Consider the following 20,756-nt stretch of genomic DNA (forward strand, 5'->3'; position numbering starts at 1 on the left):
CCGCAGAGGGTGTCAACGCACATTCAGGATGAGGTAAACGATGATTATCTATTTGCATGGTTTCGATTCAACCAGCCCCGGTAACCACGAGAAGGTTTTACAGCTTCAGTTTATTGACCCGGACGTGCGCTTTATCAGTTACAGCACGCTGCATCCACGCCATGACATGCAGCATCTGCTGAAAGAAGTCGATAAAGTGCTGCATGAAACGCAGGATCCGCACCCGTTGATTTGCGGCGTCGGCCTCGGGGGTTTCTGGGCGGAGCGCATTGGTTTCCTGTGCGGTATCCGCCAGGTGATGTTCAATCCGAATTTATCTCCGCAGGATAATATGGCCGGAAAGATTGATCGTCCCGAAGAGTATGAAGACATTGCCACCAAGTGCATCAGCGATTTTCGTGAGAAAAACCGCGACCGCTGCCTGGTGATTCTGTCCCGCGAAGACGGCGTGCTCGACAGCAGCAAGACGGCAGAGAAATTGCATCATTATTATCCTGTGGAATGGGACGAAAAACAGAGCCACAAATTCAAGGATATCTCGACGCATTTGCAGCGGATCAAAGCCTTCAAAACCATCGCCTGAAGATGTTTATATCCCGCTAAAACCACCGCCCCGCGCGGTGGTTTTTTTATGGGCGGCAGAAAGCATCCGGTGATGTTTTCATGCTAAACGCGCTAACTGCCTGATTTAAAAATGTCAAAATGCGTGCCATTTCATCAGGGCAATCAGACCAAATCATTTTAAATTGACCTACATCAATTTTGGTATGACCAAATCACCACGCATGATATCCTCCCACTCAGATACCGAATTAACTTAAGCAACCCTATGTAATATAAGGATTATTTTTTAACTCTTATATAACAAATGGTTCACATTTGAGGGGGTCATTTTGACATCACCAATGAAGAAAATTGTCATAATTGGCGGCGGCGCTGGCGGTCTGGAACTGGCGACCAGCCTCGGGCATAAGCTTGGCCGTAAAAAGAAAGCGGAGATCATTTTGGTCGACCGTAATCACAGCCACCTGTGGAAACCACTGTTGCACGAAGTGGCTACCGGCAGCCTGGATGATGGTGTTGATGCCCTGAGCTATCTGGCGCATGCGCGTAACCACGGTTTCACGTTCCAGATTGGTTCACTGACCGATATCGACCGTGAAAATAAGACCATCAAACTGGCTGAAATTTGCGACGAAAACGGCGAAATGCTGGTGCCTGTACGTGATATCGCTTATGACCAGCTGGTCATGGCGCTGGGCAGCACCTCTAATGACTTCGGCACGCCGGGCGTGAAAGACCACTGCATCTTCCTGGACAACCCGCATCAGGCGCACCGTTTCCACAACGAAATGCTGAATTTGTTCCTCAAATTCTCAGCCAGCGCAGATAAGCAAAAGAAAGTGAACATTGCTATCGTCGGCGGCGGCGCGACAGGCGTTGAGCTGTCTGCTGAACTGCATAATGCGGTGAAACAGCTGCACAGCTACGGCTTTAAAGGGCTGGACAGCGAAGCGCTGAACGTCACGCTGGTCGAGGCCGGTGAACGTATTTTGCCTGCATTGCCACCGCGTATTTCTGCGGCGGCCCATCAGGAGCTGACCAAGCTGGGTGTGCGCGTTCTGACCCAAACGATGGTCACCAGTGCGGATAAAAACGGTCTTAACACCAAGTCTGGCGAATTCATTGATGCCGATCTGATGGTGTGGGCGGCGGGTATCAAAGCCCCTGATTTCATGAAAGACATCGCCGGGCTGGAAACCAACCGTATCAATCAGCTGGTGGTTGAGCCAACGCTGCAAACCACACGCGACCCTGACATTTATGCGATCGGTGATTGCGCATCCTGCCCGCAGCCCTCAGGTGGTTTTGTGCCGCCGCGCGCGCAGTCAGCGCATCAGATGGCATCACGTTGCTTTGCTAATATCATGGCGCAGCGCAAAGGTCAGAGCCTGAAACCTTATGTCTACAAAGATCATGGTTCACTGGTGTCTCTTTCCCGTTTCAGCACCGTCGGCAGCCTGATGGGCAACCTGATGCGCGGTTCGATGATGGTGGAAGGGCGTCTTGCGCGCCTGGTGTATGTGTCGCTTTACCGTATGCACCAGATTGCGTTGCACGGTTACATCAAAACCGGCCTGATGATGCTGGTAGGCGGAATCAACCGGGTGATCCGCCCGCGTCTGAAACTGCACTGATTTTTTTGATCGTCCGCTGAATCGTTTCCTCACGGTTTGGACACTGAAAGCCTGCTTCCCGCAGGCTTTTTTATTGCTGACCAGAGGCTCCTGCCACCGAAAACTAGTTTGTCCGCTAAGAATGCTCTGAAACACCTCGTTACACCCGCATTTCTCTCACTTACAGACTTCGTCTTATTGTTCCTTAACCATTCCAGGTACAAACTTTAACAAGTTTACAGCCGGCGATTCACGCACGCCGAACCTCAGGATGTGAAGTTTTCCACTGAGGTATGTGTCCTGAGTCAGGCGCAATATGCGTGGTAACATTTTCGGAGGAAGTCCTGTGAACAAGTCAATGTTAGCTGGGGTCGGTATTGGTGTGGCTGCGGCATTAGGCATTGCCGGTGTGGCGAGCATGAATGTCTTTTCATCTGACCCGCAATACGCGCAGGTTGTCAGCGCGACGCCAATTAAAGAAACCATCAAAACGCCGCGTCAGGAATGCCGCAATGTCACTGTGACTCACCGTCGTCCTGTTCAGGATGAGCATCAGATCGCCGGCTCCGTGCTGGGCGCTGTCGCCGGTGGCGTTCTGGGGCATCAGTTTGGTGGCGGTCGTGGCCGTGATGTGGCGACAGTTGCCGGTGCGCTGGGCGGTGGCTATGCGGGTAACCGTGTACAGAGCAGCATGCAGGATAACGATACTTACAGCACGCAGCAGCAACGTTGTAAAACCGTCTACGACAAAGAAGACAAAATGCTCGGTTATGATGTGACCTATAAAATAGGCGATCAGCAGGGCAAAGTGCGTATGGACCACGATCCGGGCACACAAATCCCGCTGGATAAAAGCGGTCAGTTGCAGCTTACCCGTTCCTGATACCGGTAAGTGGCAAATAAAAGCCTGAGGCGCAAACCTCAGGCTTTTTTTTATGTCTCTGATGACGTGCTCAGGCCGCAGTATCCGCTGCATTCAGGCCGTTTTTGTGTTTCACGATATCGGCCATGACGGCCAGCGCAATCTCAGCGGGGGTTTTGCTGCCAATGGGCAAGCCGACGGGGGCATGAAGACGGGCGAAATCCTCAGCGGAAAAATCCGCGATGGTTTGCAGGCGTTCACGACGGCGGATGCTGTTGCGTTGTGAACCCATTGCGCCAATGTAAAACGCTGGTGTATTCACTGCCTCCATGAGCGTCAGGTCATCCATTCGCGGATCATGGGTCAGGGCGACTATCGCCGTATTGGCATGGCAACCCTGTAACTCGAGATATTTTGCCGGAAACTGTTTCTCCAGCCGGATCTCAGCTTTAAGCGCGGGCATAAAATTTTCCAGCACCTCTTCACGACACTCGCACACCACCACGTCAAAGCCCAGCGCACAGGCAAAATCTGCGCAGTAGATCGCGACGCTTGAAAGCCCGGCAATCAGCAAACGCGGCGGTGCCGCCAGATGTAATCTGACGCAGTCACCGTCACGCATCACCTGGGTGGCGCTGTGATAGCCCGTGAGCGCCAGATGATCGCAGGCGGCGGGCAGGGTAAGTGATTTATCCAGCGCAAAATGCCCGGCCAGCGCCATCCCCATTTTTTGCAGATAATCCAGATTGCCCTGCGTTGCGGGCAGATATTCGATCAGCACATCCAGCGACCCGCCACAGGGCAGGGCGACATCGGGGGTTAACCCGCCGTCACCGTAACGCACAATCTGGCTGGCCTGCTGATAGTCTCCGGCGGCAATGCGCCGTAAGAAATCCTCTTCGACACATCCGCCTGACAGCGAACCGCAATGGCGGCCATTGCCGGTCGCCGCCAGCAAGGCACCGGGTGCGCGCGGGGAGGAACCGTACGTCGTCAGAACAGTACACAACCACACCGGCTGATGCGTCAGCCATTCATGCGCCTGAGAAATAACCTGATTATCAAGATGCTGCATGCGGAGATCCGTTTGAAAAAAGCGCAGAAAGAGAAAGTTGTTCCGGCAAATCGATGTCGGTGATCACGGCGGGCGTTGTGACATCCAGGCGTAACAGCGGCTGGCTGCGGATAAGTTCCCTGGCATCGTGGTCACCGTGAAATTGTAAAAGGGCGTCCCGCATCTGGCGGGCAAAACCCACCGGGTGTCCCGGCTGATTTTGCCAGTAAGGCCGAACCACGGGCTTCAGAGGCAGGGAAGCGGCCACGGCGGCAAAAATATCCGGCGTGACGAAAGGCATATCGGCAAGATGAACCAGCCACCCGTCCCAGTCTGGCGTATCGCGCACCCCGGCCGCGACGGAACCTCCGGTGCCGGCGCTCTCTGTCAGCGTGAAAGGCACCCCTTCACGCAGGCAACTGGCCTGAACCTGACTGTTTTCAGCACGCGTAACCACGCGCCCCGGCAGCCCGCTGCTCAGCACCTGACGGAGGGTGAGGTCAAAAAGGGTGGCAGCATTTTGTGCTGTTTTGGGCAATATTGCATTCAGCTTATTACCTTTGCCTCCGGCGGCGATAAACCGGCTCCCCAGCCCTGCGGCGAGAAGAATTATACCTGCCATTTTCCTTGCATCCCTTTTGTACATTGTTTGCGCAACAGGATTAATTATCCCATTTTATTGCGCAAAATTGTGAACGAAATATTAAAAATGTGTATTCCGTCATTACTTAGCGCAACATGACTGCCTATAATCGCCCGCGTTAAACGGTATTTTTAGAATTTATGACAAATTGTAAAATCGCCGCACTATAAGAAAGACAATAAGAAGCAAGGAACTTTATGAGCAATTTCAACCCGTCCAGGCGGCGCTTTGTTAAAGGCGCTGTGATCGCTGGTGTCTCCGTTTATCTCGCGCCGCTGCACAGTCGTGCATACGCAGCGCTGTTTGAAGAAAAAATTCTGCAATCGCCACAATGGGACGCACAAAACAAACGCGTTCGTTTCCGCATTGACGGAAAGGCGAAAGTCATGGGGCAGAAGGTGTTTGCCCGCGATATCCGCGCGCAGGACATGCCGCACTGGCCGCAAAAACAGGCGCATGCCTTTATCCTTCGCGTGACCCAGGCTGACAAAATTTATGCCGGGTTAGATCTCTCTCTGCTGGGCGATGATTTGCAGCCCGATCAGCTGGTGACCGCCGACGTGCTGGCGCGTGACGGGCTGGCCTTCCCGGCATTCTATGGTGAAGACATGCTGCTGCCGGAAGGCAAAACCCCGGCTTATCTGGGGCAGGCGGTGGCGATTCTGGTGTATCAGGATTTCGCGAAATTCCGCTTCGCCAAAAACGCCCTCAAGTTCAAAGACAGCGTGGTGCGCTACGGTGAGAAGACCGGCCCGCTGGAAAGGGATCCCTGGGGAACCTTCCGCTTTGTGCGCGTAGGGGGCGAAACCGCCTTTGAAGACGATAAATTCTCCAGCCTGAAAGACATGCCGGTTTTCCCGGTCAGTATGCGCAAACATCTGCCGGTGTGGCCGGAAGGGCGCGAGGGCGGTAAGTTGGATGAACAGGGCATGTTCTACGCCGGGGAAATGGCCGATGAGCTCAACTCTCCGCCACAGGACTGGCTGGTGATGTCGCGCAAATTCACCACGCAGTCCGTCGATACTTCCGCCCTCGAGCCGGATAACGCCAATGGCTGGTACGATGCGGCGACGCAAACGCTGCATATGGTGGTGCCAACCCAGTCGCCGCAGGAAGTGGCCGATGAAATGCCACGCATGATGGCGAAATCGCACCGCACGGTGAAAACGCTGATTATGCATCCCTGTTATACCGTCGGCTATGGCTCGAAAGATCACTACAACTTCCCGTATTACGGTGCCGTCGCGGCGATGTACGGCGACGGTTTGCCGGTGCGTCTGGCCAATGACCGCTTCGAGCAGTTCCAGTCTTCCCTTAAACGCCACGCGTTTGATATGAATTACGACATCGCGGTTAACCGTGAAACCGGCATGTTGCAGTCATTCCACGCAGCAATGACCGCAGACGGCGGCGGGCGCAGCAACTTTACGCCGTCGGTGGTGATGGTGGGCGCGACCGCTGCGCAGTCGATTTACTACTTCCCGAAAAGTGATCTCTCAGCCGTCGGGCTGGCATCGCGCGCGCTGGACGCCGGTTCAGCGCGCGGCTACGGCACGCTGCAAAGCATGGCCGCCACCGAAATGATGATGGATGAACTGGCCGCCGAACTGAAACTGGATCCGATTGCGTTCCGTCTGCGCAACGTCCTGAAATCGGGCATGAAAAACACCCAGGGCGCCATTCCTGCGGGCGCAATTCGCGCGGATGAAGTGCTGGAAAAAGCCGCCGTTCACCCGTTATGGACGCAGCGCCAGAAGCGCAAAGCCGAATACGAAAGCCTGAATCCGGGTAAACGTTATGGCGTCGGTTTTGGTTGCGTGCAGAAAGACTTCGGCACCGGCGCGGAAACCTCTTTCGCTCGCGTCGAACTCAGTGAAGAAGGCGAAATCAGCCTGTGGCACAGCGGCGCAGAAATGGGGACGGGGATGTCCACGTCGCAATCCGTGTTGTGCGCCGAATGGCTGGGAAAACCGGCTGAACATGCGCATTTCTCAGTGACCGACTGGTCGGTATTGCCGGTGGAAACCAGCGGCGACCCGTACATTATGTCGCAGGAAGAGCAGGACAAACTGCAAACCAATCCGCGCTGGTCGCCGTCTTACTGCTCGCCGTCCAGCGCCAGTAACTCCGCCTATTATTTCTCCCACAGCACCCGCGAAGCCGCGCGTCTGATTTTCGACCAGGGTTTATGGCCTGCGGCGATGGCTATCTGGCAAACCGGCATCGGCGGCGGACAGGCCGCGCCGTACATCGTGCGCAAGGAAGATGCCCGCTGGGTTGAAGGCGGCCTGACCGCCAACGGCATGCAAATTCTCAGCCTCGAAACGCTGGCGAAAAAAGTCTACGAAATGAACGGCATGACCGGCGCGGCGGTACACGTTTTCAACCGCTGGCAATGGGCGGAAGCCGATTTCACACTGAACACGGTGCGCCAGCGCATTCCGGTGGATGGCATGGCGGTGCGAAACGGTGCGGGCGAGTTCCGCACGCTGGCGCGTGACGCGGTGTATTATCCGCCGACGCAGCGTAACAACGCCTCCGTGACCTATTACAGCGCGGTCGGCACCCTGGCTGAAATCGCGGTGGACATTGCCACCGGTAAGGTCGAATTACTCACCCACCATTCCATTATGGAGTGCGGCAACCTGATCGTGCCTGAGCTGGTGTCCGGCCAGTTACAGGGCGGGCTGGCGATGGGGATCGGCCACGCATTGCACGAGTATTTACCGCTGTACGAAGACGGACCGGGCAACGGAACCTGGAATTTCAACCGTTACCATTTGCCGCGCGCCAGCGATGTGGCGGTCTGGAAACAGACCAGCGACATCCTGCCTGCGCTGTCGGAAACCGATCCGCCGAAAGGCATGGCCGAAGTGGTGATGATCCCGGTCGTCGCCGCGCTGGTGAACGCCATCGCCCATGCCACCGGCCACCGTTTCCGTGATTTGCCCGTTCGTGCTGAAAATATTCGTGAGGTTTTACAATGAGCATCCCAACCAAGCCTTTAGAGCTGACCATTAACAATCAACATTACGGCCCGCTGGACGTGCCTGAAGGCCTGATGATGATCGACTTCCTGCACGAATACGTCGCGCTGACCGGCTGCCGCCTCGGCTGCGGTCAGGGTATCTGCCATGCCTGCGTGGCTATTCTCGATCACGACAGCGGCACCAGCGAAGAGGTGCGTACCTGCATTACCGGTGCGCATTTTTTCAACGGCAAAAAAGTCCGTACCGTGGAAGGCCATGCCAAAACCGATGATAAGGGCGACGTGACGCTGTCCCCGGTTCAGCAGGCGTTTCTGGAACATTACAGTTTCCAGTGTGGCTACTGCACCCCCGGTTTTGTGAATGCCGCGACGCTGCTGCTGGAACGCCTGGAAAAACATCCGATTGCGCTCCATGAGCTGGAAGGTGCTATCAACGGTGCGCTGGAAAACCACATCTGCCGCTGTACCGGCTATGTGCGTTACTACGAAGCGGTGCGTGATGTTGTGCTGAAAACGCCGGGTCTGATCAGGGAGCACGCGTGATGAAAAAACGTCTTTTCCTCGCGCTGCTGGCGGTGATTATCATCGTTATTGCGGTGTTATGGTGGCGGGAAAACCGCACGCTGGATGCACCGGTGCAGAAAGTGACGGCGGACACCGCGCAGACAGAACGTGGCCGCTATCTGGTGCAGGCGTCTGACTGCGCGGCCTGCCACACGGCCTCCGGCGGCGCACCGCTGGCGGGCGGTTATCCGCTGGAAACGCCGTTCGGCAAAATCTTCGGCAGCAACCTGACGCCTTCTGCTGACGCCGGTATCGGCCGCTGGACCTCTGAGGATTTCTATCTGGCGCTGACCAAAGGCGTGGCGCCGGGCGGGCGTCATCTCTATCCGGCGATGCCTTACACCTCGTACAAAGGCGTGACCCGTCAGGATTCAGACGATATGTATGCGTTTCTGATGACGCGCCCGGTGGTGGATTTGCCGGTGCCGGAAAACGAAATGCCATTCCCGTTCAATCAGCGCATGGCGATGATTGGCTGGAATCTGTTGTTCCGCACGTCTGATCCGATGCCAGCCAGCTCGCAGGGGCTGTCTGCCGACTGGCAGCGCGGGAAATATCTCACTGACGTGCTCGGCCACTGTGGCGAATGCCATACGCCGCGCGGCAAACTCGGCCAGATGGACACGGAGAATAACCTGAAGGGCGGGACACTCGGGCGCATCACCGCACCGGCGATCACCCCGGATGCACTGGCGCAGCGTGGCTGGAACCCGGCCGATCTGAGCCGTTTTCTTGCCACCGGTTTTGCACCCCAGGGCTCAGCGTTTGATGAGATGCATAAGGTTATTGATCTCAGCACCCGTCATCTGACTGAAGAAGATCATCGCACCATTGTCACCTATTTACTGGGCGACAAGCCGCCTGCAGCGGTACCGGTGAGCATCGCGCAGGGCGGCAATGACGCTGGCCGGATCACTTATCTCGACCAGTGTTCCGGTTGCCATATGGCTGACGGCGCGGGCAAACCGCATGTTGCGGTGGCGATGCAAAACAACGCCACATTGCGCCAGCCTGATGCTCGCAACCTGATCGTTTCGGTGCTCGACGGTTTACCGGCGCAGGAATTCCCCAACGGTGAAAGCATGCAGTCCATGCCGGGTTTTGCTGACCGACTGAACGACGCGCAAATCGCTGAAATGGTGAATTACCTGCGTGTGACCTTCGGCGGCCTGCCGGGTGATATCACACCGGAACAGGTGAAAGCCCTGCGTAAGCCATAGCGGTTAACCTGAAGGCATAAAAAAGCCCGGTGAATGATATGTTCACCGGGCTTTTTTTTAATCACCAGACCCTCAGATCACATGCTCAGCGAATTCTCCGAGCATCTCGCTGACAAACTTCAGCCGTTTTGGCCGGTCGGTCAGATCCAGCATAAACTTCAGTTTGGTCGGGCCGTCGAGACGATACACCTGCGGCTGCTTTTGCAGCAGGCCAATCAGGTGGCCCGGATCGACACGGTTTTTATCGCCAAACTCAATGAAGCCGCCGCGCTCATTGCCTTCAATGCGTTTGATGCCCAGATCTTTCGCCTTTAAACGCAGAATGGCGATTTGAATCAGATTGCGCGCGCCGTCCGGCAGGGAGCCGAAACGGTCGATCAGTTCGACACGCAGCTCATCCAGCTCACTTTCATTGCGCGCACTGGCGATACGTTTATACAAGGACAATCGCGTATTGACGTCAGGAATGAATTCTTCCGGCAACAGGGCAGGCATGCGCATCTCGACCTCGGTCTGACTGGTGGTCAGATCCTCAAGCGAAGGTTCGCGGCCTTCTTTCAGCGCTTCCACGGCGTTTTCCAGCAATTCCATGTACAGTGTGAAACCGATGCTGGTCATCTGTCCGCTCTGGCCTTCGCCGAGCAATTCGCCTGCGCCACGAATTTCCAGATCGTGCGTTGCCAGCGCAAAACCTGCACCGAGATCTTCCAGTGAGGCGATCGCTTCGAGGCGTTTGTGCGCATCAACAGACATGGCTTTCGGCGGCGGCGTCAGCAGGTAAGCATACGCCTGATGGTGCGAACGCCCGACACGGCCACGCAGCTGGTGAAGCTGCGCCAGACCAAAGTGATCGGCACGTTCAATAATGATGGTGTTCGCCGTCGGGATGTCGATGCCGGTTTCGATGATCGTGGTGCACACCAGCACGTTGAAACGCTGATGGTGGAAATCATTCATCACCCGTTCGAGGTCGCGTTCCCGCATCTGACCGTGACCAATGGCGATACGCGCCTCCGGCACCAGTTCCGCCAGGCGCTCAGTGGCTTTCTCGATATTTTCGACATCATTAAATAAGTAATACACCTGCCCGCCGCGCAGAATTTCACGCAGGATAGCCTCGCGGATCACCAGGCTGTCGTATTCGCGGACGAAAGTTTTCACCGCCATACGGCGCGCTGGCGGGGTGGCGATAATCGACAGATCACGCATGCCGCTCATCGCCATATTCAGCGTGCGCGGGATAGGTGTGGCGGTCAGGGTCAGAATATCAACGTCAGCACGCATCGCTTTGATACGCTCTTTGTGGCGTACCCCGAAACGGTGCTCTTCATCGACAATCAGCAGGCCGAGATCTTTCCAGCGCAGGTCGCTTTGCAGCAGTTTGTGCGTGCCGATAATAATATCCACTTTGCCTTCCACGGCTTCTTCGATCACCGCCTGTTGCTCTTTGGCGCTGCGGAAACGGGACATCATTTCGATGCGCACCGGCCAGCTGGCAAAGCGGTCGCGGAAGTTGTCAAAGTGCTGCTGCGCCAGCAGCGTAGTCGGCACCAGCACCGCCACCTGCTTGTTGTTGGCGACGGCGAGGAAGGCCGCGCGCATCGCCACTTCGGTTTTGCCGAAACCGACGTCGCCACAGACCAGACGATCCATCGCCAGCGGCTGCGTCATGTCGGTCAGTACGGCATTGATGGCCTGTGCCTGATCCGGCGTGGTTTCAAACGGGAAGGCCTGGCAGAACAGCTGATACTGTTCTTTGTCGTGTTTGAAGGCGAAACCGGTTTTGGCTTCTCGCTGGGCGTAAATATCCAGCAACTCGGCGGCCACGTCGCGCACCTTCTCGGCGGCTTTTTGCCGCGCTTTTGACCAGGCTTCGCCCCCGAGTTTGTGCAGCGGCGCGCTGTCATCGGCACCGCCCGCATAACGGCTGATGAGATGCAGGGACGATACCGGCACATAGAGTTTATCTTCACCCGCATAGGTCAGGATCAGGTACTCGGCTTTGATGCCACCGGCCTCGAGCGTGGTCAGCCCCAGATAACGGCCCACGCCGTGTTCGACATGCACCACCGGCTGACCAGGGCGCAGTTCCGCGAGATTGCGGATAAGCGTATCGGTGTTGATGGTACGGCGGCTGTCCTGACGACGGCGCGCCACGCGCTCGCCGAGCAGATCGCTCTCACAAATCAGCGCCAGCTGTTTATCGGCATCCAGAAAACCGCGTTCGCAGGCGCCAATCATAATGTAACGACCGGCCGTTTCAGCTTCTTCAATACGGGTGATGAGCTGCGGCATCAGTTTGATGCGCGCCAGTAAATCCTGCAGCGTTTCCCGGCGGCCTTCACTTTCCACTGAGAAAACCAGACTGCCGGCAAAGGATTCATTAAAGCGGCGCAGGTTATCCATCGGCGCTTTATTCTGTGGCTGAACAGATAAATCCGGCAGCTTTTCATAACTGAGATTGGTGTTCGCGGCTTTTTTCGGCAGCGAATCGGTACGCAGCTGAACGCGCGGCCAGGCTTTGAGTTCAGCGAACAGGGTATCCACGCGCAGCCACAGATTTTCAGGCTCGAGCAGCGGACGCATCGGATCCACCCGGCGGTTTTCGTAACGCTGGTTGGCGTCCTGCCAGAAACGCTCGGCAGCAACGTCAAGATCGCCGGTATTAAGCACCAGCGTATTTTTCGGAAGATAGCTGAATAAGGTGGTCAGCGGCTGGCTGAAAAACAGCGGCTGCCAGTATTCAATCCCGGCCGGGAACGTGCCTTTACTGACCTGCTGATACACGTGTTCGGCATCGCGGCGCACTTCGAACTTCTCGCGCCACTGGCTGCGGAACAGTTCAATGGCATTTTTATCGGTCGGGAATTCATGCGCGGGCAACAAATTGATGTGATCAACTTCGCTCAGCGTGCGCTGTGTATCGACGTCAAATGTGCGCAGACTGTCGATTTCATCGTCGAAGAAATCGATGCGGAAAGGCTCATCGCTGCCCATCGGATAGAGGTCGAGCAGGGCGCCACGGGTGGCAAACTCACCGTGTTCCATCACCTGATCGACGCTGCGGTAACCGGCCTGTTCCAGCTGTGAACGCAGTTTATCGCGTGACAGTTGCTGGCCTTTCTTCATCACCAGCGCGTGGCCGTGCAAAAACTCGTGCGGGCAGACGCGCTGCATCAACGTATTCACCGGCAAAATAATGATGCCGCGTTCCATGGTTGGAAGCTGATAAAGGCTGGAAAGGCGTGAAGAGATGATTTCCTGATGTGGCGAGAAACTGTCGTAGGGCAGGGTTTCCCAGTCCGAAATGCTCAGCACTTTATGATCGGTAAACTGTTGAATTTCATCGCGCAGACGCAGGGCATTTTGCATGTCCGGCGCAATCAGCATGATCGGGCCCGCGTGGCGTTCACTGATTTGGGCGCATTCCAGGGCACAGGCGGAGCCGGTCAGTTGCCCTAAAAGGCGGGTGTCACCGGGGCGTTCAGGCAATGAATAACGATAATCTTGAGACATAGGCTGTTTTGCGTTCTCGTTTGGCGGCAGCAGGGGGCCAATTAGCAGACCGTATCTTGCGATGCGCATACAATCGGGGTCAACCCGGCTCTGCAATAAAAAAGGACAAAAGAGCCCCGGGATTAAACCGATTACTTTGGGTTAATGGTTCCATAAAGCGGTGCTAGCCTTTATTATCCTTCATCACTTTAGTCTGCGCCATGCACTTATTTGCGGCCAAGCACTTAAAACGGAAGTCATGTATCAACCTGTCGCGTTATTCATAGGCCTGCGCTACATGCGCGGGCGTGGTTCGGACCGCTTTGGGCGGTTTGTCTCCTGGCTGTCCACCATTGGCATTACCCTCGGGGTGATGGCGCTGGTCACGGTGCTCTCGGTCATGAACGGTTTTGAGAAGGATCTGGAAGGAAATATTCTGGGTCTGATGCCTCAGGCGTTGGTGACCACACCGGCCGGATCGCTGGATCCTCAAAAAATTACCCATCAACAGATAACGGCGCTGAAAAGTGTCAACCGCGCTGTGCCTCTGACCACCGGTGACGTGGTGCTGCAAAGCCCCGGCAGCGTGGCCGTGGGTGTCATGCTCGGTGTCGATCCGACACAGCAGGATCCGCTGGCGAAATATATGATTGGCGTTGCCCAGCAGGAGCTGCAACCCGGTAAATACAACGTCATTCTGGGCGATCAGCTCGCGCAACAGCTTAAAGTGCGGCGTGGCGATAAGCTGCGTCTGATGGTGACCAGCGTCAGCCAGTTCACGCCGGTCGGGCGTGTGCCAAGTCAGCGTTTGTTTACCGTGATTGGCACCTTCTCAGCGAACAGCGAAGTCGATGGTTATCAGATGCTGGTCAATATTCAGGATGCTTCACGTCTGATGCTGTATCCGAAAGGCAACGTCACCGGCTGGCGTTTATTCCTTGATAAACCGCTGGATGTCGACAGCCTGAGCGTTCAGAAGCTGCCGGAAGGCACCAGCTGGAAAGACTGGCGTGAGCGTCGGGGTGAGCTATTCCAGGCCGTGCGCATGGAAAAAAATATGATGGGCCTGCTACTTAGCCTGATCGTGGCGGTTGCTGCGTTCAACATCATTACCTCGCTGGGTTTACTGGTGATGGAAAAACAAGGCGAAGTGGCGATTCTGCAAACGCAGGGGCTAAGCCGCCGTCAGATCATGGCCGTATTTATGGTGCAGGGCGCCAGTGCCGGTGTGATCGGCGCGCTGCTCGGTGCCATACTGGGCGTGGTGCTCGCGACCCAGCTCAATACAATTATGCCGGCTATCGGGCTGATGCTTGATGGCGCGTCGCTGCCGGTCGATATTGAACCGGTTCAGGTCGTGGTTATCGCGCTGTCTGCCATGATCATTGCTTTATTATCTACGCTGTATCCTTCCTGGCGCGCTGCTGCCACCCACCCCGCAGAGGCTTTACGTTATGAGTAATTCTTTATTATTGCAGTGTGACAACCTCTGTAAGACTTATCAGGAAGGCAAACTGCGCACCGACGTGTTGCGTGACGTGACGTTCGCCATGCAGCCGGGCGAAATGATGGCGATCGTCGGCACCTCAGGTTCCGGTAAAAGTACGTTGTTGCATTTGCTGGGGGGGCTGGACTCACCGACCTCCGGCGAAGTCATTTTTAAAGGCCAGTCGCTGAATTCAATGTCTTCTTCTGCGAAATCAGAACTGCGCAACCGCGAGCTCGGCTTTATCTATCAGTTCCACCATTTGCTGCCTGATTTCACCGCGCTGGAAAACGTCGCGATGCCGCTTTTGATCGGTAAAAAGAAATCCGCCGAAGTGCAGGAACGTGCGATGGCGATGCTTGAAGCCGTCGGGCTGCAACACCGCAGCCATCACCGTCCTTCCGAGCTTTCCGGCGGCGAGCGTCAGCGTGTGGCGATCGCCCGTGCGCTGGTCAATAATCCTTCACTGGTGCTGGCCGACGAACCGACCGGTAACCTGGATCAGCGTAATGCCGACAGTATCTTTGAATTGCTGGGCGAACTGAACGTGCGTCAGGGCACCGCGTTTCTGGTGGTCACGCATGCTCTGGAACTGGCGAACCGCCTGACGCGTCAGCTCGAAATGCGCGACGGCAGGTTGCAGCAGGATTCGATGTTGCTGGGAGCGAAGTAATGTCAGGCATTCCGTTTTCCTTACTGATCGGCCTGCGGTTCAGCCGTGGCCGCCGTCGCAGCGGCATGGTGTCGCTGATTTCGGTGATTTCGACCTTAGGTATCGCGCTGGGTGTAGCGGTGTTAATCGTCGGTCTGAGTGCGATGAACGGCTTCGAGCGCGAACTGAAAGATCGCGTGCTGGCGGTGGTGCCTCACGGTGAAATTCGTCCGGTGAATCAGCCTTTCAATGACTGGCAGGGCGTGCTGGAACGTGTTGAAAAAGTGCCGGGCATTGTGGCCGCTGCGCCGTATATCCAGTTCAACGGTCTGATCGAACACGGTGCAAAACTGCGCGCGATTCAGCTTAAAGGCGTGGATCCGCAGAGTGAACCCCGCGTAAGCGCCGCGCCGAAGTTTGTGCAAAACAACGCATGGCAGAATTTTAAAGCCGGGGAGCAACAGCTGATCCTTGGCAAAGGCGTTGCCGATGCGGTCGGTGTGAAGCAGGGCGACTGGGTGACGGTGATGATCCCAAACAGCGATCCTGAAATGAAGCTGTTGCAGCCAAAACGGATCCGTTTGCAGGTCACCGGTATTTTGCAACTCAGCGGCCAGCTTGATCACAGTCTTGGCATGGTGCCACTGGCGGATGCGCAGCAATATCAGGATATGGGTACCAGCGTCACCGGTATCGATATCAAAGTGAACGATGTTTTCGCCGCGCAAAAACTGGTGCACGACGCCGGTGAAGTGACGCAGGCGTATGTTTACATCAGCAGTTGGGTGGGCACTTACGGCTATATGTACCGCGATATCCAGATGGTGCGCGCGATTATGTATATGGCGATGGTGCTGGTGATTGGCGTAGCCTGTTTTAATATCGTTTCGACGCTGGTGATGGCGGTGAAAGATAAAAGCAGTGATATTGCGATTTTGCGCACACTGGGCGCGAAAGACGGGCTTATCCGCGCCGTCTTCATCTGGTACGGTTTACTGGCCGGGTTGGTCGGCAGCATCGCCGGGGTAGTGATCGGCGTGATCGCCGCGTTCCAGCTGACCAATATCATTAACGCGCTGCAAAAGCTTACCGGACATCAGTTCCTGTCGGGCGACATCTATTTCATCGACTTCCTGCCATCGGAAGTTCACTGGACTGACGTGGCGGGCGTACTCTTTACCGCACTGGTGCTGAGTTTGCTGGCCAGCTGGTATCCTGCGCGCCGTGCAAGCCGTATCGATCCGGCCCGGGTACTCAGTGGCGGTCAGTGATCACATTGTCAAAAGCAGCCTTTATGTTCAGACACAGAGAGTAAGGAGCACTTCATGCGCACACGTCATCGTCTGTGTCGGTTTCGCAAAAATAAACGTATCCGGCATCAGCGGTTCCGGTCGAACATTTTCCACCGTGATTCAATGGCCGCCGCGTCATTGAAGAAACCGTTCGTGGTGGTGCTCACCGGCGCGGGGATTTCCGCCGAGTCCGGCATCCGGACTTTCCGTGCTGCCGATGGCTTATGGGAAGAACATCGCGTGGAAGATGTGGCGACGCCGGAAGGATATCGCCGCGACCCTGAGCTGGTGCAGCGTTTTTACAATGAACGCCGCCGCCAGTTGCAGCAGGACGATCTCAAACCTAATGCCGCACACTACGCGCTGGCCACGCTGGAAGAAGCGCTCGGTGACAATTTCCTGCTGGTTACGCAGAACATCGACAATCTGCATGAGCGCGCAGGCAGTTCGCGCGTGCTGCACATGCATGGCGAATTGCTGAAAGTGCGCTGCACGCAGTCAGGACAAATTCTGGACTGGCCGGGTGATCTGGGCGTTGACGATCGCTGTCATTGCTGCCAGTTCCCGGCCCCGCTGCGCCCGCATATTGTGTGGTTTGGCGAAATGCCGCTGGGTATGGATAACATCTACGATGCGCTGGCAAAGGCGGATTTCTTCGTGGCGATTGGCACCTCCGGCCATGTTTATCCTGCGGCGGGATTTGTTCATGAAGCGCGCATCGGCGGCGCCTGTGCGGTGGAACTCAACCTCGAACCCAGTCAGGTTGAAAGCGAATTTGATATGAAACACTACGGGCTGGCGAGCGAAGTGGTGCCTGAATTCGTGCATAAATTCCTGACGAAGAAGGATGAAGCCTGGTCATAGCCGGGCTTTTTTAACGATACATCCCAAAAATTGCGCCTGATCCTAAGAGTTCTTTGCGTAAACTTGGTGAAAAATGACCTGACGCAATATTCACGGTATTCATGCTGCGCATAATAAAATACAGCCGCCAGAGGATACCCAAATGGATAAGTTGCTTGACCGTTTTCTTCACTATGTTTCTTTCGATACCCAATCAAAGCCCAATGTAAAACATACGCCGAGCACTGACGGACAGCTTAAGCTGGCGCAGGCGTTGCGTAATGAACTGATGGCGCTGGGCTTTTCACAGGTAACGCTCAGTGATAAAGGTTGCGTCATGGCTACGGTGCCGGGCAATGTGGCCTGGAAAGTGCCGGTTATCGGTTTTATTTCCCACCTTGATACCGCCCCCGATTTCACCGCCAAACACGTCAATCCGCAGGTAGTCGAAAACTACCGTGGTGGCGATATTGCGCTGGGTAACGGTGATGAAGTGCTTTCTCCGGTAATGTTCCCGGTGCTGCATCAGTTACTGGGCCAGACGCTCATCACCACAGACGGCAAAACGTTGCTCGGTTCTGATGATAAATCGGGTATCGCGGAAATCGTTACCGCGATGGTGCGTCTGCAAAACAGCAATGTGCCGCACGGGCCGATCCGCATTGCTTTTACGCCGGATGAAGAAATCGGCAAAGGCGCACAAAGCTTTGATATTCCCGCTTTTGGTGCTGAATGGGCTTATACCGTTGACGGTGGCGGAGTGGGGGAACTGGAGTTCGAGAACTTCAATGCTGCCTCAGCGACCATTAAAATCGTCGGTAATAATGTTCATCCCGGTAGTGCGAAAGGCGTGATGGTGAACGCACTCTCTCTCGCCACCCGCTTCCACAGCGAATTACCCGCCGATGAAACCCCGGAACAGACTGAAGGTTATGAAGGTTTCTATCACCTGACCACCATTAAGGGCAACGTTGAACGCGCGGAAATGCATTACATCATCCGTGACTTCGACAAAGTGACATTCGAAGCCCGTAAGCAAAAGATTATTGATATCGCGCATCTGGTCGGCAAAGGCCTGCACCGGGATTGCTATATTGAAGTGACACTCGACGATCACTATTACAATATGCGCGATAAAGTGGCCCAGCATCCGCACATTATTGCGCTGGCGCAACAGGCAATGAAGGATTGTGATATAGAACCGATCATGAAGCCCATTCGCGGCGGCACGGATGGCGCACAACTTTCTTTCCGGGGTTTACCTTGCCCGAATATTTTTACCGGCGGCTATAACTTCCACGGTAAACATGAATTTGTCACGCTGGAAGGAATGGAAAAAGCGGTATCAGTGATTATGCGTATTGCAGAGCTCACAGCAGAGAAATCGAGATAAGTTGATTAAACACCTCCGGATTTATTATTAAACCCGGAGGTGTTTATTAAATGACACGCAGAGATTACTTACAGTTTATCTGAATATCATTGATAACCCCCATCAATATCAATAATACCTCTATTCATTAATGACATTATATTTACGCCTCCATCAATGCCATAATTTTGGCAGATTAATCATGGAGAGATAGCGTGGAAACAGCACCGACAGCACGAACAGTAGCCAGATTGCAGACAGTAGAAGGGATCAGAGAGTTTGTTAAGCAAAGAACGGCTTTCGCCGATTTCAGTCAGGGAATTAACGCATGGGTATTTATCTGGTATCCCGGAGACGGGAATATTGGTCATGCAGCCATGTTTATTGGTCCGATTGCTCATGAAAGCACTTATGTCAGCTGGTGGCCACGGTTCGAAGACGACAAAATTCTTTTCAGGAAATACCCTGCCAGACCCTCTGAGGGGTATGAAATAGACTGCGAAAGAGAAGCCTGTGATCCGGATGTCATTTATGGTATCAGATCGCTGGATGAAGTAGCGATGAAACGGACATGGCATGACATTTGTTACTCCAAAGACTCGCCATCCTTCAGAACATTATCAAAAAATTGTGCAAATATAGTGGGGAGGATATTAAAAGCCGGTTTAATTAATTCCCCTCTCAGGCATAAAGTGTTTGGGGTAATGGACGGTGACTTTTACGTCTCAACGCCTAAACGTATTGCTGTAATTTGTAATCTCTTACGAGACAATAATAAGGCTGTAAAAATAAGAATGTCAGCGAAAACCCGAAATTTAAACCCCTTTAAAACGGTATTTCGTTTGCGCTAGTTTTTATATACAAGAAAAATAAATAAGAACGGAATAATTAATAACGGAAAAAATAAGGGCATCAGAATGCCCTTATTTTTTTATCAATATCAGTCGTTGAAATACCAGTAGCCACTGTTCACCAGTGCAGACAACAGGGCGAGGAACGACGGATCGTCAAGCGCATCACCGAGCATTTCACGGGTCACCGTCTTGTGGCGTGCCATGGCGTCAACGGCGGCGGTTTGTTCAGACGTCATCGCCTCGCCATTCACGTAACACACATCCCCTACGCGCAGTACGCGTAAACCACCGACGCGTTCAAGCGTTTCGCCCGACGCCATGAGTTCATAGATTTCACCCGCCTGATACGGTGGTTCCGGCGGAGCCAGATCCAGTTCATGACGTGACTGTGAGATGAATTCGCCAAGCCAGCTGTTGAAATGCTCAGGGTTATTGATCAGTTCGAGCATCATACCGCGCAGCTTATCCAGCTCGGCGGGCTGGACTTCAGCCGGATGTTCCCGCTCAACCAGATCCGGATCGGTATAACGATGGCTTCCCAGTTCACGGGAAAGGACATGATCGGCAAATCCGCTGATCATTTCGCGGGTGTTCGGCGCGCGGAATCCTACTGAATAATTGAGGGAGTTCTCCAGCGAATAGCCGTCGTGCGGGAAGCCCGGCGGAATGTAGACGATATCGCCAGGTTCCAGTTCTTCGTCGATAATGGCCTCGAACGGCTCAACCTGAAGCAAATCCGGATGCGGACAGTGTTGTTTCATGGCGATTTTTTCGCCCACGCGCCAGCGACGGCGGCCGGTGCCCTGAATGATAAACACGTCATATTGATCAAGGTGCGGGCCTACGCCACCGCCGGGCACCGAGAAAGAAATCATCAAATCGTCCATGCGCCAGTCAGGAATATGACGGAAAGGCGTCATCAGATGCGAGGAGGGCTCATGCCAGTGATCGACGGCCTGAACCAGTACCGACCAGCCGTTTTCGCCCAGATGATCATAGCTCTCAAATGGCCCGTGGCTGACGTTCCAGCGACCGTCCTGATTGCTGACCAGACGGCTGTCGATTTCACTTTCCATTGCCAGACCGGCCAGTTCATCCGGAGAAATCGGATCGACGAAATTTTTGAAACCGCGCTTTAACACGACAGGACGTTTTTGCCAGTAACGTTGCAGGAAATCGTTCCAGTCCAGGTCTAGTTTGTAATCCATTTTTTTTCCAAAAGAAGGTGGGTCTGTAAAGGATTATAACGGAAG

At 54.8% G+C, this 20,756-nt stretch carries 16 protein-coding genes; 12 read left to right on the forward strand and 4 right to left on the reverse strand.

The window, feature by feature from the left end; all coding sequences use genetic code 11:
* Nucleotides 1–40 precede the first annotated feature (40 nt).
* The 3 genes from ycfP to ABSH60_RS17065 all read left to right on the forward strand — a co-directional run bounded on the left by ycfP (nt 41) and on the right by ABSH60_RS17065 (nt 3,060).
* Nucleotides 41–583, forward strand: coding sequence for an alpha/beta hydrolase YcfP (gene ycfP, locus ABSH60_RS17055; RefSeq protein ID WP_056778785.1), 543 nt, complete (start codon nt 41–43; stop codon nt 581–583).
* Nucleotides 584–893: 310 nt separating this feature from the next.
* Nucleotides 894–2,198: an NAD(P)/FAD-dependent oxidoreductase gene (locus ABSH60_RS17060; protein WP_056778787.1), complete on the forward strand. Its 1,305-nt coding sequence runs from the start codon at nt 894–896 to the stop codon at nt 2,196–2,198.
* A gap of 325 nt (nt 2,199–2,523) precedes the next feature.
* Complete coding sequence (locus ABSH60_RS17065) at nt 2,524–3,060, forward strand: glycine zipper 2TM domain-containing protein (RefSeq protein WP_056779168.1); 537 nt, start codon at nt 2,524–2,526, stop codon at nt 3,058–3,060.
* A 70-nt stretch (nt 3,061–3,130) separates the two neighbouring features.
* On the opposite strand, the gene ABSH60_RS17070 is transcribed toward ABSH60_RS17065, so the two are convergent.
* Together ABSH60_RS17070 and ABSH60_RS17075 are read right to left on the reverse strand one after the other, a co-directional pair.
* The gene (locus ABSH60_RS17070; RefSeq protein ID WP_390974941.1) at nt 3,131–4,114 is read right to left on the reverse strand and encodes an XdhC family protein; all 984 of its coding nucleotides are present in this window, start codon (nt 4,112–4,114) and stop codon (nt 3,131–3,133) included.
* Complete coding sequence (locus ABSH60_RS17075) at nt 4,101–4,715, reverse strand: NTP transferase domain-containing protein (protein WP_390974943.1); 615 nt, start codon at nt 4,713–4,715, stop codon at nt 4,101–4,103. Before ABSH60_RS17075 ends, ABSH60_RS17070 begins: the two co-directional genes overlap by 14 nt.
* 218 nt (nt 4,716–4,933) lie before the next feature.
* On the opposite strand from ABSH60_RS17075, the gene ABSH60_RS17080 reads away from it, so the two are divergent.
* The 3 genes from ABSH60_RS17080 to ABSH60_RS17090 are packed head-to-tail and all read left to right on the forward strand — an operon-like array spanning nt 4,934 to nt 9,509.
* Nucleotides 4,934–7,723, forward strand: a complete 2,790-nt coding sequence (locus ABSH60_RS17080; RefSeq protein ID WP_390974945.1) for a molybdopterin cofactor-binding domain-containing protein — start codon at nt 4,934–4,936, stop codon at nt 7,721–7,723.
* Nucleotides 7,720–8,268: a (2Fe-2S)-binding protein gene (locus ABSH60_RS17085; RefSeq protein ID WP_122095731.1), complete on the forward strand. Its 549-nt coding sequence runs from the start codon at nt 7,720–7,722 to the stop codon at nt 8,266–8,268. Before ABSH60_RS17080 ends, ABSH60_RS17085 begins: the two co-directional genes overlap by 4 nt.
* Nucleotides 8,268–9,509 carry a c-type cytochrome gene (locus ABSH60_RS17090; protein WP_390974947.1) on the forward strand — a complete coding sequence of 414 codons (1,242 nt, stop codon included), beginning with the start codon at nt 8,268–8,270 and terminating at the stop codon, nt 9,507–9,509. Before ABSH60_RS17085 ends, ABSH60_RS17090 begins: the two co-directional genes overlap by 1 nt.
* A 72-nt stretch (nt 9,510–9,581) precedes the next feature.
* On the opposite strand, the gene mfd is transcribed toward ABSH60_RS17090, so the two are convergent.
* Nucleotides 9,582–13,025, reverse strand: a complete 3,444-nt coding sequence (gene mfd, locus ABSH60_RS17095) for a transcription-repair coupling factor (protein WP_056778806.1) — start codon at nt 13,023–13,025, stop codon at nt 9,582–9,584.
* Nucleotides 13,026–13,263: 238 nt separating this feature from the next.
* Between mfd and lolC the strand changes: the two genes are divergently transcribed.
* The 6 genes from lolC (at nt 13,264) to ABSH60_RS17125 (ending at nt 19,500) form a co-directional block, all read left to right on the forward strand.
* Nucleotides 13,264–14,466, forward strand: coding sequence for a lipoprotein-releasing ABC transporter permease subunit LolC (gene lolC / locus ABSH60_RS17100; protein WP_136375116.1), 1,203 nt, complete (start codon nt 13,264–13,266; stop codon nt 14,464–14,466).
* Entirely contained in the window at nt 14,459–15,163 is a 705-nt protein-coding gene (lolD, locus tag ABSH60_RS17105) for a lipoprotein-releasing ABC transporter ATP-binding protein LolD (RefSeq protein ID WP_056778810.1), read from the forward strand. Before lolC ends, lolD begins: the two co-directional genes overlap by 8 nt.
* Nucleotides 15,163–16,413 (forward strand): lipoprotein-releasing ABC transporter permease subunit LolE, encoded by a 1,251-nt coding sequence (gene lolE, locus ABSH60_RS17110; protein ID WP_056778814.1) that lies wholly within the window; start codon nt 15,163–15,165, stop codon nt 16,411–16,413. The genes lolD and lolE overlap by 1 nt, the downstream gene beginning before the upstream one ends.
* Nucleotides 16,414–16,467: 54 nt before the next feature.
* Complete coding sequence (cobB, locus tag ABSH60_RS17115) at nt 16,468–17,298, forward strand: Sir2 family NAD+-dependent deacetylase (RefSeq protein ID WP_390974950.1); 831 nt, start codon at nt 16,468–16,470, stop codon at nt 17,296–17,298.
* 142 nt (nt 17,299–17,440) lie between these two features.
* Complete coding sequence (gene pepT, locus ABSH60_RS17120) at nt 17,441–18,670, forward strand: peptidase T (RefSeq protein ID WP_390974952.1); 1,230 nt, start codon at nt 17,441–17,443, stop codon at nt 18,668–18,670.
* 194 nt (nt 18,671–18,864) lie between these two features.
* A complete protein-coding gene (locus tag ABSH60_RS17125) occupies nt 18,865–19,500 on the forward strand; it encodes a hypothetical protein (RefSeq protein WP_390974954.1) in 636 nt (211 codons plus the stop codon).
* 89 nt (nt 19,501–19,589) lie between these two features.
* Here ABSH60_RS17125 and ABSH60_RS17130 read toward each other — a convergent pair whose 3' ends face one another.
* A complete protein-coding gene (locus ABSH60_RS17130) occupies nt 19,590–20,711 on the reverse strand; it encodes a JmjC domain-containing protein (RefSeq protein ID WP_390974957.1) in 1,122 nt (373 codons plus the stop codon).
* Nucleotides 20,712–20,756: the final 45 nt, after the last annotated feature.

Source organism: Rahnella sp. R3(2024), from assembly GCF_042920125.1.
Lineage (GTDB): Bacteria > Pseudomonadota > Gammaproteobacteria > Enterobacterales > Enterobacteriaceae > Rahnella > Rahnella rivi.